This is a genomic window from Phyllobacterium sp. UNC302MFCol5.2, from assembly GCF_000686005.1.
In the GTDB taxonomy this organism is placed as follows: domain Bacteria; phylum Pseudomonadota; class Alphaproteobacteria; order Rhizobiales; family Rhizobiaceae; genus Phyllobacterium; species Phyllobacterium pellucidum.
In genome coordinates this window covers 259,922-278,661 of the sequence record NZ_JMLL01000011.1, presented here as the reverse complement: position 1 = coordinate 278,661, position 18,740 = coordinate 259,922, and the positions used below count along the sequence as shown (strand labels likewise).

Here is an 18,740-nt window from a genome sequence, read left to right as displayed (position 1 = left end):
CGAGCGTTTGCTGCATCAGTTTCCGAACACGCGCTTGAAGATCGTATCGACATGCTTGGTATGGTAGCCGAGGTCGAACTTCTCGCGGATTGTCTCTTCGGGCAGGGCGGCACGCACGTCCGCATCGGCGAGAAGTTCTTCGAGGAAATCCTTGCCCTGCTCCCACACCTTCATGGCGTTGCGCTGCACCAGACGGTAGGAATCCTCACGCGACACGCCGGCCTGGGTGAGGGCGAGCAGTACGCGCTGCGAGTGAATGAGGCCCCGGAACTTGTTCATGTTCTTGAGCATGTTGTCCGGGTAGACGAGAAGCTTCTCGATGACGCCGGTGAGACGGGCCAGTGCGAAGTCGAGGGTGATCGTCGCATCCGGACCGATCATGCGCTCGACGGATGAATGCGAGATGTCGCGTTCGTGCCAAAGCGCAACATTTTCCATCGCAGGCAGGGCGAAGGCGCGGACCATGCGAGCAAGGCCGGTCATGTTCTCGGTGAGGACGGGATTGCGCTTGTGCGGCATGGCCGAAGAACCCTTCTGGCCCGGAGAGAAATACTCTTCGGCTTCTAGGACTTCGGTGCGCTGCAGGTGGCGGATTTCAACGGACAGCCGTTCGATCGATGAAGCGATGACGCCAAGGGTGGCAAAGTACATGGCGTGGCGGTCGCGCGGAATGACCTGTGTCGAAACTGGTTCCGGCTGCATTCCCAATGCCTTGGCCACATGTTCTTCAACGTATGGATCGATATTGGCGAATGTCCCGACCGCACCGGATATGGCGCAGGTGGCGATCTCGGCCCGCGCCGCGACGAGGCGGCTGCGGCAGCGTTCGAACTCGGCATAGGCCTGGGCGAGCTTCACGCCGAAGGTGGTCGGCTCGGCATGGATGCCATGGCTGCGCCCGATGGTGACGGTATCCTTGTGCTCAAATGCGCGGGTCTTCAGCGCGGCGAGAAGCTTGTCGAGGTCGGCGAGAAGGATATCGCTTGCGCGCATGAGCTGCACGTTGAAGCAGGTGTCGAGAACGTCCGAGGACGTCATGCCCTGATGGACGAAGCGCGCATCCGGACCGACAATCTCGGCAAGGTGGGTCAGGAAGGCAATGACATCGTGCTTGGTCTCGCGCTCGATATCGTCGATGCGGTCGATGTCGAATGTTGCCTTGCCGCCCTTTTCCCAGATGGTTTTCGCCGCTTCCTTGGGGATAACGCCGAGTTCGGCAAGCGCATCGCAGGCATGCGCCTCGATTTCGAACCAGATGCGGAATTTCGTTTCCGGGGACCAGATGGCGACCATTTCCGGCCGCGAATAGCGCGGGATCATATGTGTTCCTGTCGGCGAAGAATTAAAAGTTGAGTGCGGTCTATCAGACCTTTGCCGATCGCTCAACGCAGGTTTTTGTCGTCGGCGCAGCTAGCGGCGCGTGGTCACGGCCATCCAGCGGTGATCGGGACCTTCGAAGCCGAACGCCCTAATGGCGACAAGAACTGCAACGACCGGCGATGCGCCTTGAGGATAATAGGTTTGCACGGCGCCAATGCTGTAACCGAGCGGGCAGCCCCGGCTTGTCGGTACCGTTTCGTCGGCATGCAGTAATTGCGGCCCAGCGCCGGGCTTGTCTTCGGCGAGTATCAGGCGAAACCCCTTGATATCGCCCATGTTCTGGCACATCTCGCTTGCCGGCGCGGCGATTTCCTCGAGCGTGATGGTGAGGGCTGGATCAAGCGCCGGAAAAATCGGCCGGGGGTTCACCCTTACCTTAAAGGGATCGGCAGAAAGCTCGGTTACCGGATTCGAAGCTACGGTAAAGCCGATGTTTGCCTGCAGTTCAACGTCCGTCAGCGATGTCAGGCCCTGCGCATCCCGCGCAGCCTTGTCGCGGGCCTCTTCGAGCGAAGAATGCTCATCGTCGAGGCGGACGCGCACCGGCGTCTTCGGCAGGAACTTGTCGTTTGCGGTATCGATGTAGAACCGGTTGGCATAGGGAAAGCCGGAACCGTCCTGAATACCGTATTCCTCGAAGGCGAAAACGCCGCCATCCTTGGAGAAGCCGAGAATATTAAGCTTCGCCGCATCGCCTGCATATGATGCAGTTGCCGCTGGAAACAGACCGAGCAGCAAACCGATGGCAAGTCGGCGATACGGGCTCACGCGCTGTTCACGCAGGCATTGCGAATGAGATCGATGTTACCGCGGTAAGATGCGCCCTTGAATACTGAGGATCCGGCAACCAGGGCATTTGCGCCGGCCGCCGCGGCAAGCGCAGCTGTTTCGGCGGTGACGCCGCCATCGACTTCAAGATCGATCGGCCTATCACCGATCATCGCCTTGATTTTGCGTATCTTTTCCAGCGTCTCGTGGATGAATTTCTGGCCGCCGAAGCCGGGGTTCACCGTCATGACCAGGATGAGATCGATATCGTCCAGGACGTACTCAATAGCCGATTCCGGGGTTGCGGGGTTCAGCGCAACGCCAGCCTTCTTGCCAAGTGCGCGGATCGTTTGCAGCGAACGGTGCAGGTGCGGGCCGGCTTCGGCATGAACGGTGAGGATATCGGAGCCGGCCTTGGCGAAGGCTTCAAGATATGGATCGCAGGGTGCAATCATCAGGTGCGTATCGAAAACCGCGTCCGTCAACGGGCGGATGGCCTTGACCACCTCCGGGCCAAAGGTGATGTTCGGAACGAAGTGCCCGTCCATGACATCGATGTGCACCCAATCGGCGCCCGCGTCGAGGACGCTCGTTACTTCCGCGCCGAGCTTGGAAAAATCCGACGCGAGAATGGATGGGGCAATGACGAGCGGACGGCTCATGTTCAGTCTCCGGAGTTTAAAACTTGCGCGCCGTTACCATGCGCGTTCCGGTGGCACAACCGAAACCGGTCTAGATCAGCGATTTCCACACCGGATAGGGATCGTTCGCGGCTGGCGTCGCGGCGTATATGCCGCGGGCAATCGCCCGTGACATGGTCGAAGCGGCTGCCGCGCAAAGATCGATGAATTCACCAACCTCCGGCATGCGGCCGCTCGTGCCGGTCGCAAGTGCGAATATGAGGTCGCCGTCAAATGGCGTATGGGAAGGCCAGATGGCACGGGCAAATCCGTCATGGGCCGCGATGGCCAGGCGCTTGGCCTGCGCCTTGGTCAGCACAAGATCGGTCGCGATGACGCCGATAGTGGTGTTCGAGCCCGTTGCTTCGCTGAATTTGGTTTTTATTTCACTGGTGTTGGCGGGAAGCGGATGGGGCAGGCCATGACCCCCGAACTCTGCGCCGATTTCAAAAGGCGCGGCCCAGAAATGCTTACCTTGTCCTAGTGTTACCGACCCAAGCGCGTTAACCGCAACGAGCGCGCCGATGGTCGCGCCGCTCGCCAGCATTGAAGAGGCTGAGCCGAGCCCGCCCTTCAACCCGGCCACAGTCGCGCCGGTACCAGCTCCGGCGGTCCCGATTTCGAATGCGGGCGATGCCGACTGGACGGCGGCGTAGCCAAGTTCGCGATAGGGCGGGAAGCGTCCCCAATCCTTGTCGCCCCCATTCATCATGTCGAAGAGGATCGCAGCCGGAACGATCGGAATGCGGTGACCGCCGACCTCGAAGCCGACACCCTTTTCGCGCAGCGCCGCCTGAACGCCCGAGGCTGCGTCGAGCCCAAAAGCAGAGCCACCCGACAGTACAAGCGCGTTGATCGATTCAACCGTGTTGTGCGGTTCGAGAAGGTCGGTTTCACGCGTTCCCGGGGCGCCGCCGAGAACCTGCACGGCGGCGGTCGCCGGCGTATCGCAGAGGATCACGGTCGTGCCGGACTTTACCTTTTCGTCGCTCGCATTGCCGACACGCAGGCCAGCCACATCGGTGATGAGGTTGCGCGCACCTGCCTTGACGCCGGCCATCACTTGGCCTCCAGGACGAATTGCGTTCCGTCGAACTTCTGCACCCAGTAAGTATCCGCGATCCGCTCGCCCAGGGCGTCAAACTGGACGGAGCCCAGCGCTGTCTCAAAAGCATTCTTGTGCAGAAGTTCGCTGAGGGAACCCGGCTGCGCCTGCGCACCGGCAAGAACCTGCAAGGCGATCTCGGTCGCGGCATAGGCCGGTATGACGTAGCCTTCCGGGACTTTCCCGGCAAGCTCGACAGCGTTTTTCGCGTTGCGGGCGCTGTCGAGCTTTTCCGCGTCGCGCGGTGCTATCATCAGGGTTCCGGCGGCAAGGTCGCTCCCGTTGCCGACAGTACCGAGCGCCTCGCCGCTGACGATGGTGAGCGGGTAGGACAGGGCGACGGCGCTGCGCCCGATGGCAGCAACGTCGTCGCGCTCGCCGCCGACGAAAACCTGCGTGGCGCCCGCGCGCTTGAGCCGGCCGACCAGTGCGTTCTGATTGTCGAGGCCAGGGCGATACGTATCGGCAAAAACCGGCTTCAGGCCCTTCTCCTCAAGCCGCGCGCGCACGCCGGAGGCAAGTTCACGGCCGAAGATGGTGCCATCGTCAATGATCGCGAAGGGTGTGGAATGCCATAGCTGCGCAAGAATATCGCCGGTTTCCGTTACCTCGCTCTGTTCGGATGGGGCGAGTCGGAAAACTGCATAGGGTTGCTCGGCTCGCCGTTCGGTCAGCGTTCGCGACCGCACCCCCGGACTTATGACCGGGATGCCCTTCTGGTTGAGGATCGGCAAGGCGGCCTCCAATGCGTCGGCGCAAAGGAAACCGACGACGATCATGACGTTGGCCTGTACCATCTGCCTCGCAGCGGCATCGCCACCGGCTGCGTCGCACTTGTCGTCGGCGGTGGTGATCGATATCGCCTGGCCTTTTCCGGCAGTGTTTACCGCCACGGTGCTGCCATCGACCACTTGCATGCCGAGGCGCGCAAAGGGACCCGAAAGCGGCGCAATAACGCCAATCCTGTCCTCCGCATGTGCGACACTCGAGACCAGAAGGCCAAGGAATGTTGCGGCGCGTAGCAAGCGATTCATCAAGAGCGGGCCATTTCGTGTTGTATGGTAACCAGTTACATTATTTCGGTAACTGTTTCCTTCATTCCGCGCAATTGGGGTCTATATAATAATAGGATCGAACAAAAATTTGTCCGCACTCTTTGGTTGTGGCGATTGTTGCGATACTGATGCTGCAGATACGGAATTGAAAATTTGCTTATAGCCAAGGATCAGAAGATCGAGCCGCTCGCGTTCCGCAATGCGATGAGCCATTTCGCGGAAGCCGTGCATATTATCACGACCGATGGTCCGGCCGGACGTCGTGGCGTGACGGTTTCGGCTGTCTGTTCCGTTTCCGACAATCCTGCAACGATGCTCGTCTGCCTCAACCGCGAGCATGAACTCAATCATCTCTTCATCGAAAACCAGGTCTTTGCGCTGAACACCCTCTCGCTTGGCCAGCAGGCGCTGTCCGAAGCCTTTTCCGGCAGGGGCGATCTTGCGCAGCAGGACAGGTTTTCCCTCGGCCACTGGCACACGTTGCAGACAGGGGCGCCCGTTCTCGTCGATGCATTGGCAAGCTTTGACTGCCGCATCGTCGCCACGCACGAGGTCGCCACCCACTACGTGATCTATGGCAAGGTGACGGCGCTCAACATGGGTGATCCGGCCAAATCCCTGATCTACCTCAACCGATCTTACCACTCCGCCGGAGACTAGGACCAGCATGGGCAAGCAAGCCGTTTCGTCCCTGCCGCAATCGATCGAGGCCACCTTGGCCCTGCTCGAATCCGGCGGGTACGTTGCGGACCGGGCCTTGGCGACCGTCTTGTTCCTGAGCTTGCGCATGAAGCGGCCGCTGTTTCTTGAAGGCGAGGCGGGAGTCGGCAAGACAGAGATCGCCAAGGTGCTGGCGACGACCCTCGGCCGTCCGCTTATCCGGCTGCAGTGCTATGAGGGCCTCGACGTATCCTCGGCGGTCTACGAGTGGAACTATGCGGCGCAGATGATCGAGATCCGGCTCGACGAGGCGAGCGGCGTCATCGACAAGAATGCGATCGAGCGGAACGTGTTTTCCGAAAAGTTCCTGATCCGGAGGCCGGTGCTGCAGGCGCTTTCGGGCGAGCAGGGCAAAGCGCCGGTCTTCCTGATTGATGAACTCGACCGCACGGACGAGGCGTTCGAAGCCTTCCTGCTTGAAGTGCTGTCGGATTATCAGGTTACGATCCCGGAGCTTGGCACCATTCGGGCGAATGAGCCGCCGCTTGTCATCATAACCACCAATCGTACACGTGAAATCCATGACGCGCTGAAGCGGCGCTGCCTCTACCACTGGGTGGATTACCCCTCGGCGGAACGCGAGCTCGAAATCGTCCGCCGCAAGGTGCCGGCCGCCAATGAGCGCCTCTCGGACGAGATCGTCCGCTATGTCCAAAAGCTGCGCGAAGTCGACCTCTTCAAGTTGCCGGGCGTAGCCGAGACCATCGACTGGGCCGGAGCCCTGACGGAGATGGACAAGCTCGCCCTCGATCCTGAAGCCGTATCCGATACGATCGGCGTGCTCCTGAAATATCAGGACGACATTGCCCGCATCGCCGGCGGCGAGGGGCGCCGCATCCTTGACGAAGTCAAGTTGGAGATACGCCAAGCCAGCTTGAATGCCGTCTGACATGGCGGCGCTCGAACGATCACCGCAGGCGGCGGGTTCGGGCAGTCATCTTGCGGACAATATCGTCTATTTCGCCCGGACCCTGCGCAAGGCAGGCATGCGCGTCGGTCCAGCCTCGGTCCAGGATGCAATCCAGGCGGTGCTCTTCGGTGGCATCGGCTCGAGGGATGATTTCTACTGGACACTGCACAGTGTTTTCGTAACGCGCCGCGAGGACCACGCGACATTTGACGAGGCGTTCCGCCTTTATTGGCGCTCGCGCGAACTGATCGAAAAGATGCTGGCAATGTTCTCCCCGGTCGCGATGGCGCAGGACCGTGAACGGTCAAGGGCTGCCGAAGCGCGGGTCGCCGAGGCGTTGCTCAGGGGAAATGGTCAGCCAGAACCGGGTCAACGGCCGCCAGAGATCGATATCGACGCCCGCTTTACATTTTCCGGCAAGGAAGTCTTGCGGGCCAAGGATTTTGCGCAGATGAGCGCCGCTGAGCTCGTTGAGGCGCGACGCGCCATGAGCGAACTCACCCTGCCGCTCGACGAGGTCGAAACCAGGCGCTACCGCAGCGATCCGCGTGGGAGGCGCATCGACCCGCGGGCCATGATGCGGGCAAGTCTGCGCACGGGAGGCGATCTGATCCTGCCAAAGTTTCGATCGCGCCGCGTCGTGCACCCGCCGCTCGTCGTACTTGCGGATATATCCGGCTCGATGAGCCAGTACACGCGCATCTTTCTGCATTTCATGCATGCGATTATGGAGAGGCGACGGCGAGTCCATTGTTTCGTCTTCGGCACGCGTCTTAGCAATATCACGCGGCCATTGCGCTACCGCGATCCTGACGATGCCATTGCGCGGTGCACCGATGTTGTAAAAGACTGGTCCGGCGGCACGCGCATCGGTGAGACATTGCATGAATTCAACAGGCAATGGTCGCGCCGCGTCCTGACCCAGGGCGCCGTGGTCCTGCTCATTACCGATGGTCTTGAGCGGGAGGATACAAGCGAACTCGAAGCGGAGATGGAGCGGCTGTCGAAATCGTGCCGGCGTCTGATCTGGCTCAATCCCTTGCTGCGCTTTGAAGGCTTCGAGCCGCGCGCCCGGGGCGTTCGGGCAATGCTTCCCTATGTCGATGACTTTCGCGCCGTGCATAACCTTGAAGCCCTGGACGATCTGTGCAAGGCGCTCGGCCGGCCGCGCGAGCGCAACGACGATCCGAAACGCTGGCTTGCCCGGGCGACCCCTTCCCATGCGCCGGGATCGCACCCATATTGAGCCTGCTGGAGGGCACGATGATGCTGGAATCCAATCAACAAACACTTGATCCGCTGATGACGGCGCAGGATTGGATGTCCGATGGCCGTGATGTCGCCATCGCGACTGTCATCGAAACGTGGGGGTCGGCGCCAAGGCCGGTCGGCAGCCATCTCGTTATCGATCGCTCCGGCAATTTCGAAGGTTCGGTATCGGGCGGCTGCGTCGAAGGCGCGGTTATCGCTGAGGCCATGGAGGTGATCGAGAGCGGCCAGCCGCGCATGCTCGAGTTCGGGGTTGCCGATGAAACGGCATGGCAGGTCGGGCTTTCCTGTGGCGGACGCATCAGGGTTTATGTGGAGCGGCTGGGCTGATCGTGGATCCCTTTTGCCTCAAGAAACTCAACGAAGAGCGACGCGCACGCCGCGCCGCGATCCTCCTGACTGATATTGGGGATGGCCGGGACCGGGTGATCCGTCAGGGCGATCCTGTTGCCGGTGCGCTGGGCCACGCGGTTCGAACTGCATTCCTGTCGGGCCGGTCCGGAATTGCCGATGTGGATGGCCGGTCCTTTTTTCTGAATGTGCATCTGCCGCCGCCACGCCTCGTTGTCATCGGAGCGGTCCACATCAGCCAGGCATTGGCGCCCATGGCGAAGGTTGCCGGCTATGACACGGAAATCATCGATCCGCGCACGGCCTTTGCGACACAGGAGCGCTTTCCGGATGTCGTGCTTCACGCCGAATGGCCGCAAGACGTGCTGAAAGCCCGCCCGCTCGACCCCTATACGGGCGTGGCCGCAGTGACACATGACCCGAAGATCGACGATCCGGCGCTCGCGGCTGCACTGACGTCCGGCTGTTTCTACGTCGGCGCGCTCGGCAGCCGTAAAACACATGCAAAGCGGGTGGAGCGGCTCAAGCTTCTGGGGCTTGCTGACGAACAGATCAGCCGGATCAGCGCGCCAATAGGACTTGATATCGGGGCCGCCAGTCCCGCGGAGATCGCCGTCGCGATTATCGCCGAGGTCGTCACGACATTCCGTGCGCGCGAACTGCAGCCATTGCAGCAATTGGACCGAACCGTATGATATTCGGTGAAATGCCACTCGACGGTGCGTTCGGCGCGATCCTCGCCCATTCGACCCATGCGGGCGGGCTCAAGCTGAAAAAGGGGCATGTGCTTACAGCCGCGGATATCACGGGGCTACGGGCAGCAGGCGTCAGGCACGTCATTGCAGCGCGGCTGGAAAGCGGCGATCTCGAAGAGAATGCCGCCGCCGAGCAAATCACCAAATCGCTTGATGTATTCAATGTCCGGCTGGGGACCGCAACGACGGGCCGCGTCAACTGCTACGCCGAAAAAGCCGGGCTTTTTGCTGTCGATGCCGACCTCGTCAATGCCATCAATGCGGTTGATCCGGCCGCAACGATTGCAACCTTGAAACCATTCGAGCGTGTTGAACTTGGCCAAATGGTTGCGACGATCAAGATCATCCCATTTGCAGTTCCAGGGCAAGTCATTGATCGCATCGCAATGCTGGCGCGCGGGCGAGCGGCAATTGGCGTCCATGCCTTTACCGGCGCGCGCGTCGGCCTTGCCCAGACGACCTTGCCGTCGGTGAAGACGAGCGTTCTCGACAAGACCCGCCGTGTCATCGATGCGCGCATAGCCGGAAATCATGGTGAACTGACTGCCGAGCGGCGGACTACCCATTCCGAAAGCGAGCTTGCGGAGGCCATTCGCGAACTGCATCGATCGAACGACATCGTCATCGCATTCGGCGCATCCGCGGTGGTCGATGCCGGCGATGTCGTGCCGGCGGCCATCAGGCAGGCCGGGGGCGTTGTGCATCATGTCGGCATGCCGGTCGACCCAGGCAATCTCCTGGTGCTTGGCGAACTGGACGGCAAGCCGGTCATTGGTGCGCCGGGCTGTGCGCGCAGTCCAAAGGAAAATGGCTTCGACTGGGTGCTCGAGCGCCTCATGGCAAATGTGCCCGTCACGAAGGAAGATGTCATCGGCATGGGCGTAGGGGGCTTGCTTATGGAGATAACATCTCGGCCGCAGCCGCGCGATCCACGACCTTCTACACGTGCCGATGTGGCGATCGCGGTGCTTGCGGCGGGACAGTCGACACGCATGAACGGATCAAACAAGCTGCTCGCGACTTTCGCCGGCATGCCTTTGATCCGGCGCTCGACCCTGACTGCGATCGAAGCGGGCGGACGTCCGGTCATTGCCGTTCTCGGCCATATGGCCGAGCAATGCAGCGCGGCGCTCGAGGGCCTGAATGTCGTCATCGCGCTCAACAAGGATTACGCGAGCGGCCTTGCATCCTCGCTGCAAACCGCGATCCGGCATGTGCCCGCTTCGGCGGACGGCGTCCTGATGCTGCTTGCCGACATGCCTGCGCTTTCGAGCGAGCACATTGAGACGATGATCAGGCGTTTCAGTGAGGCAGGGGGCCAGTCGATCGTGCGGGCGACCTTTGACGGTAAGCGCGGCAACCCCGTGCTTTTGCCACGCCAATTATTTGACGAAGTCTTCACGCTTGCCGGTGATGTCGGTGCCCGTCATCTGATCGAGCGGGGCGATTTTCCGCTGATCGATGTTGAACTTGGCGAGGCAGCGGCTATTGATGTCGACACGCCGGACATGCTCAATCGCGCCGGCGGCACGATCGCCCTGCCGAACCCTTAGGACTAACATTGCTGAAACCTATCCTCTTCGCCGCGTTCGCTCTGCTGTGCCTCGCCGCGCCCGCTTCCGCCGTGCAACTCGATCCGTACAAGGACGATCTCTTTGCCTATCCAGGTATTTTGAAAAGCGCGGATGGCGGCGACTATGTCGTTGTGGATTATAATGAACTGCGGGATATCAATGGCCGCGACACGGTGCCGGAACGGCGGGTCAAGCCGAACTATGTGTCCTTGCAGCCGAAACGCTCGCAAAAGGATCTGGTGGTCACGACCGACAGCGGGTCGGTCAAGGTCATGGCAGTCGGCAATCTCGACAGCCCGGCCATCATCACGATCTACCTGCACGGGCAAGGCGGAAATCGGCAGCAGGGGATGAACGATTTCACGTTCGGCGGCAATTTCAATCGGCTGAAGAACCTTATGGAGCGGAACAACGGTCTATACCTCACGCCGGATTTCACCGATTTCGGCGAAAAGGGTGCAGCGCAGGTCGCTGGCTTGATTGCGCATTTCAAGGCGCAGTCGCCGCAAGCAAAACTGTTCGTCGCCTGCGGATCGATGGGCGGAATGTTATGCTGGCGGCTCGCGAACGATCCAAAGGCGGCAAAGGATATTTCCGGTTTGCTGATCCTCGGATCGCTTTGGGACGATCACTTCATCGGCTCTGCTTCGTTCAAGCGCCGCATACCAGTGTTCTTCGGCCACGGTAGCCGTGACCCGGTCTTTGCCATCGACAAGCAGGAAGCCTTCTACCAGCAGATCCGGGCTTCCGCCAAAGGCTATCCCGTGCGCTTTACCCGGTTTGAAAGCGGCAACCACGGCACGCCCATCCGAATGACGAACTGGCGAGCCGCATTAAACTGGATGCTTTCGGTCGCACCCTGAGCGTCCTGGTGTTGTGGCAATAAAGTCCCATTGTGGCAGTTGTGCCACTAGACAAATGGCGAAAAGCGAATAGTTTCCGGCCTATATCCAATACTGCGATGAGACTTTGCGGAGAGACCCATGCGCCTGCCTGAAATACTGAGCCGAATTGCCCCTTTGGCGGTTCTTATTCCGCTGGCAGCATGCTCCACGACCGGCCAGCCTCCACTGGTTCCGATGATCCCCACTTTCGCGCCGGTTCGCCCGCCGGTGGATTCAGCACTGGCAGAACCCTGTATCCAGGCGGCGGCAGTCAAATACTTCCTCTCCGAAAGCAACATCAAGGCCGTTGAAGCGGAATCGATGGGCGGTGGCGTAAGTCAGGTGCGCCTGAAGGCGGATATTCGCGATGCCATGTGCACCGTAACCGACAAGGGCAAGGTCCGCTCGATCGTCGACACCATGCCGAAGAGCGCCGACCAGGCTGCAGCCGACGAGGCTGCGGCACGCAAGGCCACGAACCCGGCCCCAGCGGCAGCGCCCGCTGCGACGCCGGCAAAAAAGAACAAGAAAACCAGCAGCTAAGCGGTCTTTCCTTTATAATTTCAGCAGCGCGGCCATCGCCGCGCTGTTTTCATTTAGGGAAGCTTCGGCGCAAGGACTTTGAGTTCGCCGGCACGAACGGCAATCTTGACGTCGCGCGGCAGGGGGATCAGTTCGCCATCGATCGTGGCCTTGGCGCCGCGCCGCAGGTGCGGGAAGTGCAGCTCGACCTTTCGGGCCACAACTTCATCGACATCCGGGTTGCTGCGCCACGAGCCGGTGAGCACCGTGAAGGCCAGCTTGAGAAGGGCGGCCGGCGTCAATTTTCCAGCAATATAAACGCCGAGTTCGCCACGGTTGACGACTTCGGGAACCGGCAGGACACCGTGGCCATAGGCATTGTTGGCGACCGAAATGGCAGAAACGGTTCGCTCGATGGTGGTTCCGTCGACGACCATGCGAACGAGAAATTTGGGCGGGCGGCCCATGGCTTTGGCAAAGGCACGCATGCTGGCGAGCCGCTTGCCCCAACGCGAGCGATATTCCAGCGTGTTGCGAACCTGAATCATCTGCGGCTGGAAGCCGATCGAGAACTGATGGACGAAACTCTCGTCATTGGCCGTGGAAATATCAACAGCTTCGATCGATCCGGTCGCAAGGCTTTCAAGCGCTGCGTTGAGGTCGAGCGGAATCTTCAACGCCCGGGCGAAAAGGTTCATCGTGCCGGCCGGCAGGACGGCGAGGGGTATTTGCGACTTCCATGCGAAATCCGCGGCTGCGGAAATCGTACCGTCACCGCCGCCGGCCATGAGCACATGGTCGCCCGGCTCGGCGCAGACGCGTTCGAGCGCTTTGATAAGCTTCTTGCCCGGGATGATTTCGCTTTCGAACGTATGCCCATGGCTTTCGAAGATGGACTTTGCCGTCGCTGCGAACGCTTCCATGTCCATCGTGCGAAAGGTGCCGCCATCGCGGTTGAAAACGGCATGGACTTTCATGTCTGATCCTTGTTCAGCGGGAAGCGCGGCGAGGTGAGCGGAAGATGGTCAATTGCCCCACTAAAAACAATCCCTCAGGCGTGTTTTCGTTCCTCGACTTTCGTAGGACATAGGGGGCCATAACGGGCCTACGCCTGCGACAAGTGCGGGCTGACAAAGCCAAGCTTGCGCAGCCCATCCCTGATTTCCGGCGCGCTCATGAAGAGTTCCCAAAGCAGCCCGTTGCGGTAGTTCTCGATCATGGCGACGATCGGCCCCTGATTGATCGCAAGATAGGTGCGGGCATACCAGTTGCGCGCCGGTGCAAAGGCATCGACGAACCCGAAACGTCCGGCAATCCGGCTTTGCGGCAAAGTCATGAAATGGCGCAGCGCCCGCATCGACTCGTAGGGCGTGTAGGGGAGGCTGCTTAGGGCCGCTGTCGGTGCAATCAGACCTCTGTCGGAAGCCGGTGAACTGACGGCGTAACCCTTGGGCGCGTGGCTCGCGGTTAGCCCCCAACAATCGTCGGATTGGGTTTTTTCCACGCTGTGCAGATAGTTGATACGCGTGTGATTGCAGTTCTGTTCCCAGTAGTCGGCGTAGCGATCCTTAAGGCCGCGGGGGTCGAGGCCGCAGAAGGAGTAATGGGCAAAGAATAGGGGGCCGCCATAGTCCGGACCCAGCGGCAGCGTTACTCCATAGTACTCGCGCCCGTTGGCGATTGTGCCGTTGCCAGCGAAGCCCTCCTGGTAAATCCGGGGTTCGATCGCGTAGTCGGGGGAGGCGGCGGCGAGAACATAGGTGATCAGCGCTTCGTTCCAGCCGCGGATCGGCACGTTGCGCGCCCATTCATGTTTCGGGCTGTGATGCCAGTAAAGCGCATCCGTTCCGGGCTTTATGTGTGCGCTCCAGTTGACCGCGCGCCAGAGACGATCGATCCGGGCCCTCAGGTCGAAGCTCCCCGCATATTGCGAGGCGAGGTACTGCCGAACGCAGAGAAGCCCCTGAAACAGCAATGATGTTTCGACGAGATCGCCGCCGTCATCGAAGCGCGAGAAGGGGACCGTCGAGCCGTCGCGGCCGTTGATGAAATGCGGATAGACACCCTGGTAGCGCGTCGCTTGCTCGAGGGTCGATACCATCGCATCGAAACGGGCAAACGCATCCCGGCGTTTGATCCACCCGCGCTCGAGAGCGACAATGATCGCCATGAATGCAAAGCCAGAGCCGCTTATCGAGACGAGGTCATTGTTCGGATCGGCCGTCCGGCCAGACCTGTCGCGGGCAAGGCCGCTATGGGGATGCGCGCCATCCCAGAAATAGCCGAAGCTGGCGCGCTGCACCCGCTCAAGCAGTGCTTCATCGCTGTCCTCGCCATGAAACGCTGGGGCCGAGTCAAATCGAAGATGCATGGGAGGCGCAATATCCTTGCCAAGGGCATTATGCCGCTGCATATGCCGGGTTGCATCAGGCGGGCGTCTCGACTCTATAGTACGCATGGCGCTGAGTGAGAAGGCGCAACCGGTAAAACCCGAAAGAGGCGAATAGATGTTTGAAGCCCGTTTTGTTTTTGACCCGCTTCCGCAACCGGCATTGCCCGTGGCCGGTCTGGACAAGCTTTTCCCGGTTCACCGGATATACTGTGTCGGACGCAACTATGCCGACCACGCCATCGAAATGGGACATGACCCGAGCCGCGAGCCGCCATTCTTCTTCCAGAAGAACCCCGATAGCCTCCTGACCGAGGGGCGCAATTTTCCGTATCCCACAGCGACCAACGATGTTCACTTCGAAATGGAGCTCGTTGTGGCGCTTGCCAAGGGCGGCTCCGACATCAGCGTCGAATATGCGCTGGATCATGTCTATGGCTATGCCGTCGGGCTCGACATGACGCGGCGTGACTTGCAAGGCGAGGCCAAGAAGCTCGGCCGCCCCTGGGAGGTCGGAAAGGCGTTCGAGGCATCGGCGCCATGCTCGCCGATTGTGCCGGCGGCGGCGATCGGCCACCCCGCCGCCGGCGCCATCTGGTTGAAGGTCAACGGGACCGAACGCCAGCGCGGCGACCTCGACCAGATGATCTGGAAGGTTCCGGAGACGATTTCTTACCTCTCGACACTATTCACGCTGCAGCCGGGCGACCTGATCTTTACGGGCACGCCGGCCGGTGTCGGCGCCGTGCAACGCGGCGATGAGATGCATGGCGGCGTTGATGGAATCGGTGAAATTCAGGTTCGGGTCGTCTAGGACGGCCTGCAACCCAACACAATTTTGCCAGCGAACCGAACTTGTTTCTTCCGAGATCGATGGCGACGGCGAAAATAATTTTTTGCGCAATGTGGCGGGCCGTTGCGGGGATTTCCACGCTATTGGCGCGGCTTAGGCAAATATGTGCCGGCTAAGCGAAATCCCCTCGCATTTCCGTGAAGAGTCGCGGCCTTGTGTTTGAAAATAAATGAGGTATTTGAGATCCATCTTCTTCTATTTCGTATCTCAGAGCACCGATTTTGATGGAACACCGCATTCTGTTTGGCTCCTATCCCATCCCGCGATTCGGCGGGATCGCCAGCCACAACTTTGTGGTCTGGACAGATGAGGCCGGGCGTCCGTTGTTTGAAATCAACGGTGGCGCCGCAAATCCGGATGGAAGTTTCAACTATTGCGCGATTGGCGGCGCGCTGAGTGCTGTCGTCACCGACTATGCCAAGCGCGATCTCGTCTATTTCCCGGAATTTTACGTGCGGCCCACTTCGCGCACGACGATGATGCTGGAGGGCAGCTACGCGACGATTGCTGCGCGCTGGCGGGCGGCAATCGATGTAGCGAACCGTATCCGGCAATCGGATCTGCGCTACTCTTTCCTGATCCAGAACAGCAACTCGGTAGCAACCGCCATTGCCAAGGGAATGGGTCTCAACCCGCCGCGAAAGGCCGTCGGCCGCGTGCGTGCGCCGGGGAGCCATCGGCAACTATTGCTCGACGCGGCATGATCCAAGATTGATCTCCCAGTAAGACTGTAATAACTGATCGCATATCGTCATCCGGGCCACCGGAAGATGAAAGATTATTTAGCCTTTATTCTGGGCTCAATCCCGCCATTATTGCAGGGCTAATGCGCCAACCTTGAAACGGTGCAATTCGCTTCCTTCAGATCCATTCTGATTTTGGAATAACCCATGACGACGGCTGTGGCAGACCACGAAAAGCAGATGCAAAGGCTGGAAGCCCGCGCGAAGTCTCGCCTTCCCTGGTGGGGCAAGAAGGCCAGATCGGCGATGTTCGCCGCGCTGGGCATTGGCGTGGCCATCGTTAGCCTGCTCGTCCTCGCCCATTTTTCCAGCGAGATTTCGCTGCATGACGTGAAGCGGTCGCTGCATGCCATTCCGACAAGCACGCTACTGGTCGCGCTTGTTTTCACGATCGTCAGCTTTGCCGCCGTTGCACTTTACGACGTTGTTGCAGTTGAGACGATTGCGCCGAAACGCGTTCCGTATCACATTTCCGCCATGGCCGGCGGCGCCGGCTACGCCATTTCCAACGCACTCGGATTCTCGCTTCTGACCGGCGGAGCGTTGCGCTACAGGGTCTATGCCGCCGAGGGGATCGATATCGCCGATATCGGTCGCATCATCGGCACGTCGTGGCTGGCGATCTGGTTCGCATTCACGATTCTCATCGCCGTTGCCCTCGTTATCGACCCGACACGCATTCCCTGGGTGGTCTCGTTCGGCCCCATCGTCGATCAGGTGATTGGCACGGGAACTCTTATTGCCGTCGCCGTGCTTCTCTATTGGCTGTCGCGCCGCGAGCGTACGCTGCGGATCGGCCGCATGTCGGTGCGCCTCCCGTCGTCGCAGGGCGCGCTGCTGCAGATCATCGCCGGACTTGTCGATGTCGCCGCCGCTGCTGCAACGCTCTACGTTCTCCTGCCTGCGGGCTCGGTTGGAAGCATTCCGGCCTTCGCGCTCGTATACGTGGTCGCAGTCGCGCTCGGCATCGTCAGCCATGCACCAGGCGGCATCGGCGCTTTCGAAGCGACGATTATTGCCGGCCTTGGCCTTGGCCAGAATCCCGACGCTATCGCCGCGCTGGTCGCCTACCGCCTGATTTATACGCTTATCCCTTTTCTGATCGCGATCGCCGGGTTCGTCGTTTCGGAGATTTTGCGCAAACGCCATCTGCTCGCCGCGCCGACGATGATGGCTGCGCGCATGTTCGAGCCTCTGATACCGCCGCTTTCGGCCGGCATCGCGTTTCTTGGTGGCATCGTTCTCCTGATTTCGGCCGTGATTCCGGGCCTGCACTCGCGCCTCGAAGTGCTGGCAGACATCCTGCCCATGCCATTTCTCGAAATGTCGCATCTTGGCGCGAGCTTCGTCGGCCTCGCGCTGCTCATCGTTGCTCGCGGCCTGGCGCGGCGGCTGTGGCGCGCCTGGTTCCTCGCCATCATTCTGTTCAGCCTTGGCGCCATCTTCGCGCTTACGAAGAGTCTCGCCTGGGAAGAAGCGCTCATATTGACCTTGATGGCCGGAACGCTGCTCCTGTTCCGCGATTCCTTCTATCGCAGGCCGCTCAACGAACGCTTCACGCTCACATGGGGCTGGCTTGCAAGCATCGGGACCACGGCCTTCGCCGTAATCTGGCTCGGATTCTTTGCCTATCACCATGTCGAATATGCCAACGAGCTCTGGTGGGAGTTCGCCTGGGATGCCCAGGCCTCGCGGTTCTTGCGGGCGACGGTGCTGGTCCTCACCATTCTTGCGGCCGTCACGATCAACACGGTCATCAATGGTGTTGGCCGCAGCAAGCTCAAGGCCCAGCCCATTCCCGATCAAGTGCCTGAAGTCGTCGCCACATCGCCGCGTGCCTCAGATGCGCTGGCACTGCTCGGTGACAAGCGCTTCCTGATGGATGCGCAGGGCAGGGGTTTCGTCATGTATGCCCGCTCTGGCGGCAGCCTCGTCTCGATGGGCGAGCCCGTGGGCAACGACGGGACCGTCATATCGGATCTCGCCTGGGCGTTCCGCGGTCTTGCCGACCGAACGGGATCGCGCACGGTGTTCTATGGCGTAGGTCCTGAAAGACTGCCACTTTTCCTCGATATGGGCCTGACGGCGCTGAAGCTTGGCGAAGTTGCACGCGTAGATCTGACCGACTTTTCGCTTGAGGGCTCGAAGAGGCAGCCGCTGCGTTACGCGGCGCGCCGCCTCGAAAAAGAGGGCATAACATTCGAGGTCATTGCGAGGGACAATACGCCGGACATCATGGACGAGTTGCGCGAAGTATCGGACGCCTGGCTCGAGATGAAATCCGGTTCGGAGAAGCGGTTCTCGCTTGGTTCGTTTGAAAACGCCTACCTTGCCAATTTCGACGTCGGTGTCCTGCGCAAGGAGGGCAAGATCGTCGCATTCGCCAATATGTGGCGCGGCGCCAACAAGGAAGAAATTGCCGTCGACCTGATGCGCCATGTACCGGATGCCTCCAGCGTCGTCATGGACGGGCTTTTTGCCAATCTGCTGATGGCGGCAAAGAACGAGGGCTATCATTGGTTCAATCTTGGCGCGGCGCCATTGTCGGGCCTGTCCGACAGTCATCTTGCCTCGCGATGGAACCGGATCGGCTCCTTCATCTACCGGCGCGGCGCCGAATTTTATCGGTTTGACGGATTGCGCGCTTTCAAGGATAAGTTCGGCCCGAAATGGACACCCTACTACCTGATTTGCCCACCGGGCCTCGCGACGCCTCGCTCGCTCATTGATGCGACGAATCTGGTGAGCGGCAGCCCCTTTGAGGTCTTTAAACGATGAAATT

Annotated in this window: 18 protein-coding genes; 11 read left to right on the top strand and 7 right to left on the bottom strand. The window is 60.3% G+C overall.

The window, feature by feature from the left end; all coding sequences use genetic code 11:
- Positions 1 to 15: 15 nt before the first annotated feature.
- The 5 genes from purB to BR48_RS0112610 all read right to left on the bottom strand — a co-directional run bounded on the left by purB (position 16) and on the right by BR48_RS0112610 (position 4,967).
- Positions 16 to 1,320 carry an adenylosuccinate lyase gene (purB, locus tag BR48_RS0112630; protein WP_027231621.1) on the bottom strand — a complete coding sequence of 435 codons (1,305 nt, stop codon included), beginning with the start codon at positions 1,318 to 1,320 and terminating at the stop codon, positions 16 to 18.
- 90 nt (positions 1,321 to 1,410) lie between these two features.
- Positions 1,411 to 2,148: a DUF2259 domain-containing protein gene (locus tag BR48_RS0112625; RefSeq protein WP_051614941.1), complete on the bottom strand. Its 738-nt coding sequence runs from the start codon at positions 2,146 to 2,148 to the stop codon at positions 1,411 to 1,413.
- Positions 2,145 to 2,810 carry a ribulose-phosphate 3-epimerase gene (gene rpe, locus BR48_RS0112620; protein ID WP_027231619.1) on the bottom strand — a complete coding sequence of 222 codons (666 nt, stop codon included), beginning with the start codon at positions 2,808 to 2,810 and terminating at the stop codon, positions 2,145 to 2,147. Before rpe ends, BR48_RS0112625 begins: the two co-directional genes overlap by 4 nt.
- Before the next feature lie 70 nt (positions 2,811 to 2,880).
- Positions 2,881 to 3,888: a P1 family peptidase gene (locus BR48_RS0112615; protein WP_036814361.1), complete on the bottom strand. Its 1,008-nt coding sequence runs from the start codon at positions 3,886 to 3,888 to the stop codon at positions 2,881 to 2,883.
- Positions 3,888 to 4,967: a branched-chain amino acid ABC transporter substrate-binding protein gene (locus BR48_RS0112610; RefSeq protein ID WP_036814358.1), complete on the bottom strand. Its 1,080-nt coding sequence runs from the start codon at positions 4,965 to 4,967 to the stop codon at positions 3,888 to 3,890. Before BR48_RS0112610 ends, BR48_RS0112615 begins: the two co-directional genes overlap by 1 nt.
- A gap of 225 nt (positions 4,968 to 5,192) precedes the next feature.
- Here BR48_RS0112610 and BR48_RS0112605 point away from each other — a divergent pair, with 225 nt between their 5' ends.
- The 8 genes from BR48_RS0112605 (at position 5,193) to BR48_RS24530 (ending at position 11,994) form a co-directional block, all read left to right on the top strand.
- Positions 5,193 to 5,648 carry a flavin reductase gene (locus tag BR48_RS0112605; RefSeq protein WP_051615011.1) on the top strand — a complete coding sequence of 152 codons (456 nt, stop codon included), beginning with the start codon at positions 5,193 to 5,195 and terminating at the stop codon, positions 5,646 to 5,648.
- 7 nt (positions 5,649 to 5,655) lie between these two features.
- Entirely contained in the window at positions 5,656 to 6,597 is a 942-nt protein-coding gene (locus BR48_RS0112600; RefSeq protein WP_027231615.1) for a MoxR family ATPase, read from the top strand.
- Entirely contained in the window at positions 6,587 to 7,864 is a 1,278-nt protein-coding gene (locus BR48_RS24535; RefSeq protein ID WP_245273466.1) for a VWA domain-containing protein, read from the top strand. The genes BR48_RS0112600 and BR48_RS24535 overlap by 11 nt, the downstream gene beginning before the upstream one ends.
- A 17-nt stretch (positions 7,865 to 7,881) precedes the next feature.
- The gene (locus BR48_RS0112590; RefSeq protein ID WP_175498985.1) at positions 7,882 to 8,217 is read left to right on the top strand and encodes an XdhC family protein; all 336 of its coding nucleotides are present in this window, start codon (positions 7,882 to 7,884) and stop codon (positions 8,215 to 8,217) included.
- A gap of 2 nt (positions 8,218 to 8,219) precedes the next feature.
- Entirely contained in the window at positions 8,220 to 8,933 is a 714-nt protein-coding gene (locus tag BR48_RS0112585) for an XdhC family protein (RefSeq protein WP_027231613.1), read from the top strand.
- Positions 8,930 to 10,546, top strand: a complete 1,617-nt coding sequence (locus BR48_RS0112580) for a molybdopterin-binding/glycosyltransferase family 2 protein (protein WP_027231612.1) — start codon at positions 8,930 to 8,932, stop codon at positions 10,544 to 10,546. Before BR48_RS0112585 ends, BR48_RS0112580 begins: the two co-directional genes overlap by 4 nt.
- A gap of 11 nt (positions 10,547 to 10,557) precedes the next feature.
- Positions 10,558 to 11,430, top strand: coding sequence for an alpha/beta hydrolase (locus BR48_RS0112575; RefSeq protein ID WP_245273492.1), 873 nt, complete (start codon positions 10,558 to 10,560; stop codon positions 11,428 to 11,430).
- A 120-nt stretch (positions 11,431 to 11,550) separates the two neighbouring features.
- Positions 11,551 to 11,994, top strand: coding sequence for a hypothetical protein (locus BR48_RS24530; RefSeq protein ID WP_036814356.1), 444 nt, complete (start codon positions 11,551 to 11,553; stop codon positions 11,992 to 11,994).
- Between the two features lie 53 nt (positions 11,995 to 12,047).
- Here BR48_RS24530 and BR48_RS0112565 read toward each other — a convergent pair whose 3' ends face one another.
- Together BR48_RS0112565 and BR48_RS0112560 are read right to left on the bottom strand one after the other, a co-directional pair.
- The gene (locus BR48_RS0112565; RefSeq protein ID WP_027231610.1) at positions 12,048 to 12,950 is read right to left on the bottom strand and encodes a diacylglycerol kinase family protein; all 903 of its coding nucleotides are present in this window, start codon (positions 12,948 to 12,950) and stop codon (positions 12,048 to 12,050) included.
- 128 nt (positions 12,951 to 13,078) lie between these two features.
- Entirely contained in the window at positions 13,079 to 14,344 is a 1,266-nt protein-coding gene (locus tag BR48_RS0112560; RefSeq protein WP_036814534.1) for a glucoamylase family protein, read from the bottom strand.
- Between the two features lie 136 nt (positions 14,345 to 14,480).
- Here BR48_RS0112560 and BR48_RS0112555 point away from each other — a divergent pair, with 136 nt between their 5' ends.
- The 3 genes from BR48_RS0112555 (at position 14,481) to mprF (ending at position 18,736) form a co-directional block, all read left to right on the top strand.
- Positions 14,481 to 15,176, top strand: a complete 696-nt coding sequence (locus BR48_RS0112555) for a fumarylacetoacetate hydrolase family protein (protein WP_027231608.1) — start codon at positions 14,481 to 14,483, stop codon at positions 15,174 to 15,176.
- 263 nt (positions 15,177 to 15,439) lie between these two features.
- Entirely contained in the window at positions 15,440 to 15,919 is a 480-nt protein-coding gene (locus BR48_RS0112550) for a hypothetical protein (RefSeq protein ID WP_027231607.1), read from the top strand.
- Positions 15,920 to 16,105: 186 nt separating this feature from the next.
- On the top strand, positions 16,106 to 18,736 hold the full coding sequence (mprF, locus tag BR48_RS0112545; protein WP_051614936.1) for a bifunctional lysylphosphatidylglycerol flippase/synthetase MprF: 2,631 nt from the start codon (positions 16,106 to 16,108) through the stop codon (positions 18,734 to 18,736).
- Positions 18,737 to 18,740: the final 4 nt, after the last annotated feature.